General features: G+C 74.3%; 4 protein-coding genes. 3 read left to right on the forward strand and 1 reads right to left on the reverse strand.

Annotated features, from left to right (window positions below; genetic code table 11):
- Both ABZ281_RS39090 and ABZ281_RS39095 read left to right on the forward strand, forming a co-directional pair.
- Positions 1-1,683, forward strand: a 1,683-nt coding sequence (locus ABZ281_RS39090; RefSeq protein WP_356662752.1) for a hypothetical protein, incomplete at its 5' end; no start/stop codon positions are given.
- 72 nt (positions 1,684-1,755) lie between these two features.
- Positions 1,756-3,315, forward strand: coding sequence for a hypothetical protein (locus ABZ281_RS39095; RefSeq protein ID WP_356662753.1), 1,560 nt, complete (start codon positions 1,756-1,758; stop codon positions 3,313-3,315).
- 19 nt (positions 3,316-3,334) lie between these two features.
- Here ABZ281_RS39095 and ABZ281_RS39100 read toward each other — a convergent pair whose 3' ends face one another.
- The gene (locus tag ABZ281_RS39100; protein ID WP_356662754.1) at positions 3,335-3,748 is read right to left on the reverse strand and encodes an organic hydroperoxide resistance protein; all 414 of its coding nucleotides are present in this window, start codon (positions 3,746-3,748) and stop codon (positions 3,335-3,337) included.
- Positions 3,749-3,871: 123 nt separating this feature from the next.
- On the opposite strand from ABZ281_RS39100, the gene ABZ281_RS39105 reads away from it, so the two are divergent.
- Positions 3,872-4,363: a MarR family transcriptional regulator gene (locus ABZ281_RS39105; protein ID WP_356662755.1), complete on the forward strand. Its 492-nt coding sequence runs from the start codon at positions 3,872-3,874 to the stop codon at positions 4,361-4,363.
- Positions 4,364-4,561 lie beyond the last annotated feature (198 nt).

A 4,561-nucleotide genomic window follows, 5' to 3' on the forward strand; every position in this document is an offset into this window, starting at 1 on the left:
TTCCGGCGGCGCTGGATCTGCGACGACGGGCTCATCTACCTGCGCCCGGTCCGGCAGATCCTGGCGGGCCACGGGCCGGTGTTCAACGTCGGGGAGCGGGCCGAGAGTTCGACCGGCACCCTGTGGCAGTGGCTGCTGGCGCTCACCACCTGGGTCACCGGCGAGGACCCGGCGTTCCTCGCGGTCGGACTCGGTCTGCTGCTGAGCACCGCCGGGTTCGCGTTCGCCCTGCTCGCCACGTGCCGGCTGCACCGGGGCGCCGGGCTGCTGCTCCCGGCCGGTGCGTTCGTACTCCTGGCCGTGCCGCCGTTCTGGTCGTACATGACGTCGGGTCTGGAGAGCGGTCTCGGCGCCTTCTGGACCGGCCTGTCGTGGTGGTCGCTGACGCGGACCCGGCGCGGTCAGGAGACCCGGCAGACGTACACGGCCGCCTTCCTGTTCGGGCTGGGGCCGCTGGTCCGGCCCGATCTGGCGGTGGTCACGGCGTGCTTCCTGGCGGCCCAGTGGTGGGTGCTGCGTCCCTCCCGGCGGGGCACGGCGGCGATGCTGGCCTCGGCGGGGGCGGTGCCGCTGGCGTACGAGGTGTTCCGGGCGGGGTACTACGGGATCCTGGTGCCGCTGCCCGCCATCGCCAAGGAGGCGAGCGCCAGCGACTGGAGCCGGGGCGCCGGGTACGTGCAGGAGACGCTCGGGCCGTACTGGCTGTGGCCGGTCGTGCCGGTGCTCGGGGCGCTGGCCGTCCTGCTGGTGCGGCGCACGCGCCGGGAGCAACGGGACCGTGCCCCGGGACGGGCCTCACTCGCGGTGCTGCTGTCGCCCCTCGCGGCCGGTCTGCTGCTGGCCGGGTACGTCGTCCGCGTCGGCGGCGACTACATGCACGCCCGCATGATCCTGCCGGCGCTTCTGCTGCTGCTCCTGCCGGTGCTGGTCGTGCCCGCGACCAGGGTCACGGGCGTGGCGGGCGCGCTGCTGGTGGTGTGGCTGTGCACGGCGGTCAGTCCGCTGCGGGCACCCTTCGACGTGCGCAGCACGCCCGGCTCGTTCAACGTGCGCAGCTCCGACGTGGAGGGCCTCGGCGACCACAACCCCGTGCGCACCGCCACCTGGGTGGCCAACTGGCCCGCCCTGCCGGAGGGGCGCGCCATGCTGGCGCGGGCCGAGCGCGCGCCCGGGCCGACGCTGCTCTACTTCGACGCCGCGCGGCGACTGCACGCCACGCCGATGCCGGCGGACTCCCCGTACCGGGTGGTCATCGTCGGACGTCACCTCGGTGTGACGGGGGCGGCGGCGCCGCTGGACACCTACGTCAACGACGCCTGGGGGCTGGCCAGCCCGATCGGCGCGCATCTGGCGCTGGAGCGGTGGAGCTGGCCCGGGCACGAGAAGTTCCTGCGCAACCACTGGGTCTTCGCCGAGTGGGCGGCCGAGCATCCTCCGCAGCGCGATCTGCTGCGCGCCGGGGCCTCGCGGGAGGCGGTCGAGGCGGCCCGGGCCGCGCTGGACTGCGGTGAACTCGCCGAGCTGAGGGAGTCGGTGCGTGCCCCGCTCACCGCCGAGCGGTTCTGGCGGAACCTCACCGGGGCGGTCGAGCGGACGCGGTTCCGGTTCGCGCGCTGGCCGGCGGCGGCGCAGCAGGCGCTGTGCGACCGACCGGCAGGTGGCGGTAGTGGCCTCACCCGATGAAGTGATCCGGGGTCAGGGCATGCGTAGGGGCGGGAACATTCCGCGCATGCCCCAGACCCCTTGCACCCTCCTGTGAGCGCCCCGGTCCTGGTCCGGCGTGCCGTGCGCGGCGCGACGGCACTGCGCGCCGGCCGTGCCGGGAGGCTCACCCCGTACCAGTTCTACGGCGCCCTGTTCTGGCTGGTGATGACGCTGGCTTACTGGCGGGTCCCGCTGTGCTGCGACGCCGGACAGCACGCGGCGGTCGTCGAGCGCCTCAAGGCCGACCTGCTCCACCCGGCCCACACCATGGCGGACCTGCCGGGCGAGGGCAGCCCGTATTACGGGCCGTACGCCGTCGCCCAGGGCGTGCTGGCGCGGCTGACGGGGCTGTCCGGCTGGGAGGTCGTGAAGCTCGCCGGGCCGGTGCATCTGCTGGTGCTGCTGACGGGGCTCGGCCGGTTCGTCAGGACCCTCACGTCACGCCCCTGGGCGCCGGTGTGGGCCCTGCTGTTCATGACGCTGCTGTGGGGCACGGCGCGGATCCTGTGGAGCGGCTATCTCGGGCTGATGCCGATGACGACGAACCTGGGGTATCCGTCCGCGCTCGCGATCGGGCTCACCTTCTGGGCGTGGGCCTGGACGGGCACCCGCGCGCGGGACGACGCCCCCGACGTGCGGTTCGTCGGCCCGAGCGGGCTCGGCGGCTGGTGGGGGTACGCCGGAGTCGGCGCGCTGTACGGGCTGATCCTGCTCACCCACCCCATCACGGCGGCCTCTGCGCTCACCGGGGCGGTGGCCGTGGTGGCGTCCCGGCAGCGAGGCTGGCGCCGGCCGGTCGTGGCGCGCTGGGCGCTCACCGGGGCGGCCTGCGCGACGGTCGCCCTGACCTGGCCGTACTACGACGTCCTGACGCTGGTGGGCGACACCGGCATGGACGCGATGCACCGGCAGTTGTACGAGCGGATGCTCGCCAACTCCTGGCTGGCGCTGCTCGGCCTGCCCGCGCTCTGGGCGCGGGCCCGCAGGTCGGCGCGTGATCCGCTGGTGTGGATGTTCCTGCTGGAATGCCTGCTGGTGGCGTACGGCTGGGCGAGCGGGCACTACACGTACGCCAGGGCCCTATGGGCCGTGCTGGTGCCGCTGCAGTTCGCCCTGGCGGCGGAGCTGGCGACGCCCCGGCCCTGGCGGCGGGCCCGGCGGGTGCTGGGCGGGGCGGCGGCGGCCGGGGTGTGCGTCGGGTTCGTCACCGTGCACGCCGGGGCGGTCGTGCCGCGCTCCGTCGACCCGGTGGGGTTCACCCAGCCGACGCGCTGGCCGTCGTACGACTGGGCCGCGCGGCACATCGGGCCCGGCGAGGTGGTGATCACCGACGGGTACCTCGCCAGTCACGCGATCGCCGGGTACGGGCCGAACCTCGCCGCGCCCATCTGGCCCGACCCCGCCCTGGACGAGCGGCGGCGGGAACGCCGGGCGGCCGACGTCCGCGCCTATCTCGCCCCGGACTCGACCCGCGCCGAGCGGTCCGCCGTCGTCCGCCGCTACCACGTGCGCTGGCTGCTGCTGACGCGCTGGCACCCGGTGCCCGAGGAGGCCGTGGTGGTGGCGTGGAGCAGACGGACGGGGGAGGTGCTGGCGCGGGTCGGGGGGTGACCCTCTTCGGCCTTCGGGGTTACTCGATGACGAGGTCGACCTCGATGTTGCCGCGGGTGGCGTTGGAGTACGGGCAGACCTGGTGGGCCTGCTCGACCAGCTTGCGGCCGGTCGCCTCGTCCACGCTGTCGGGGAGCTCCACGCGGAGGGCGACGGCGAGACCGAAGCCCTCACCCTGCTTGCCTATGGAGACCTCGGCGGTCACGGCGGCGTCGCTGACGTCGACCTTGGCCTGGCGGCCGACGAGGCCGAGGGCGCTGCCGAAGCAGGCGGCGTAACCGGCGGCGAAGAGCTGCTCGGGGTTGGTGCCCTGGCCGTTGCCGCCCATCGCCTGGGGCACGCCCAGGGCGAGGTCCAGCACGCCGTCGGAGCTGACGGCGCGGCCGTCGCGGCCGTGGGTGGCGGTGGCGACAGCGGTGTAGAGCGCGTCCATGGAAAACCTTCCCTCTCACGTCAATTGTTCGGCGGCCCGCTTCCGGGCCGCCCGACGCCCAGAATTAGAGCACACAATTTAGTTGTGTGCAATTGAATGACGGGCGCGAGCTATCCTGGACGCATGAACACGCCCGACGACGACTGGCTCCGCCTGGACCAGCAGATCTGCTTCTCCCTGCACGCGGCCTCCCGCGCCTTCAACGGCGTCTACCGCGGGATCCTCAAGGACCTCGGGCTCACCTACCCGCAGTACCTGGTGATGCTGGTGCTGTGGGAGCACGACGAGCTGCCCGTGAAGAAGCTCGGCGAGCACCTGCGTCTCGACTCGGGCACGCTGTCGCCGCTGCTCAAGCGGCTGGAGGCGGCCGGTCTGGTACGCCGCGAGCGCAGCGCCCGCGACGAGCGGTCGGTGGAGGTGCGGCTGACCGAGGAGGGCGTCGCGCTGCGCGGCCGCGCGCTCCAGGTGCCGCGCCGGATCGCGTCCTCGACGGGTTTCGGCCCCGAGGAGATCCGCACCCTGCGCGCCAGCCTCGACGAGCTCACCACCGCGCTGGACGCGGCGGCCGCACTCGCGGACCCGCGGGGCGGCCCGCCGGCCGACGAGCGGTCGTAACCGCAGCTGGGGCTACGCCACCGGCCGGGACGGGGCGAAGACGCCGGAGCACGCCGAGAGCCGGGGGCGGGGAATCACGCTGGGCGGCACCCGAGAGCTGAGGCGCGAGCCGGGGCGCCTGCGGATGCGCCGGGTGGCCGGCCGTCGGCCGGTTCGCGGGGCGGGTCGCCGCCGGCTGAGGCGAGCCGAGAGCGGGGG

This window comes from Streptomyces sp. NPDC006265, from assembly GCF_040613555.1.
In the GTDB taxonomy this organism is placed as follows: Bacteria; Actinomycetota; Actinomycetes; order Streptomycetales; family Streptomycetaceae; genus Streptomyces.